The organism is Actinomycetota bacterium, from assembly GCA_005888325.1.
Lineage (GTDB): Bacteria > Actinomycetota > Acidimicrobiia > Acidimicrobiales > AC-14 > AC-14.
This window is the reverse complement of the sequence record VAWU01000100.1, coordinates 1-1,499: the sequence shown is the minus strand read 5'-3', so window position 1 is coordinate 1,499 and position 1,499 is coordinate 1. Positions and strand designations below refer to the sequence as shown.

Here is a 1,499-nt window from a genome sequence, read left to right as displayed (position 1 = left end):
GGCGGACCACCGAGATCTGGTTGCTGAAGTTCTGCACCGGCCAGAGGCGCCGCCCGTTGAGCAGGATGCCATCGACGTTGGGGACACTCACCCCTTCGATGAGCGCGCTGGTTCCGGTCGCGGGATCGACGGTGTAGAGGCTGGCGTTGCCCGTGTGCGCGACCACGAGCGTGGTGCCGTCGGCGGTGGCGGCGATGCCGTTGAGGCTGAACTGCCCGTTGATCTCGGCGGCGGGGCCGCTGAGCGCGAGTGCGCGGAACGGTCCGGGCACGCCCCCCGCGAGCGGCACGAAGTACAGCGTCGGATGGGTGCTGTCGGTGAACCAGGCGCCCTCACGGGTGATCGTCACATCGTTGATCACCGGCCCGTCAGCCGGATCTGCGAACTGGTAGAGGGCGACGGTCGACCCGGTGGCGGTGTCATAGACGTAGCCCTGCCCGGTGAACAGCCCGGCCACGAAGAGCAGACCGCTCGCCGGGTCGAACTTCATCCCCGCCGCCTGGCGGGTGTCGGGGGCGTCGATGAACAGCTCGGCGGTGCCGTGCTGCAGGTCGCCCCGGAAGATGTCTCCGGTGAACAGGTCCCCGGCGAAGAAGGTGGAGCCCGGGCCGCCGGCGATGCCCTCGGCCGCCGTGGCTCCCGGCAACACCACCACGTCGGATCTCGGAGCGGCAGCCGCAGGTGTGGCTGTCACCACCAGAGCCAGCACCGCCACGACGGTCAACCTCGACCAAGCATCCCGGACACATTGCATTGCTGGACGCATCGCAGCCCCCTCCCGGCTCGCGGACGGTCACATCATCTAGAACCCGAACGCGCCCCGCAAGCTCGTCGCAGTAACGGCGTTGCCGAGCAGCGGAAGACCAAGCATCTCTTCGACCGCTCGAAGAGAGCCGTAATGGCTCACGGGCCTCGTCACCACGGTTCCCGGCGCCACGCTCGGGGCGACGATGACGTTGGGGTTGTAGCTGTTCTCGTCCCAGAGCCACAGCACCGCCGTCCGCCCGGCACGGTAGTCGGCGCCGTTCAAGATGGCCTCGACATTGGTCGCGGCCCACGCGTCTCCCTGGGCAACCGTGCCGTCGTGGGTGTCGTCGATGAGGTTGGGGGTGATGAAGGCGAGCGTGGGGAGGTGGTCGGGGTCAAACGCTGCATAGTCGACATCGTCGGTGTTGCAGGCCGCGCGATCCGTACCGCCCACGTAATAAGCCGCGGGATTGTGCTTGGGCCGATAGAGATCGAAGTTGTCCAAAAGACAGTTCGAGCCCATCGACTCCTCGTAGGAGATGGCCGTTCCCCCGGCAGTGCGCACCTGCCGGAAGAGGTTGTCCACCGTGGTGGAACAGGTCGCCGAAGGCACACAGTCGCTCTGAATCGGCGTGTCGTCGCGACCGGAGGTGAGTGCGATGTAGTTCGGCAAGGAGTTGAACTGGCTCCCGGCGTCGGAATACTTGGTGGCGTAGCCACACGCGTTCGCCAGGGCGGTGGCATAGGGGGCC

Annotated in this window: 1 protein-coding gene; it reads right to left on the bottom strand. The window is 67.0% G+C overall.

Annotation, left to right across the window (positions count from 1 at the left end; all coding sequences use genetic code 11):
• Positions 1 to 802 precede the first annotated feature (802 nt).
• On the bottom strand, positions 803 to 1,499 hold a 697-nt coding region (locus E6G06_22425; GenBank protein TML84710.1), incomplete at its 5' end, for a hypothetical protein.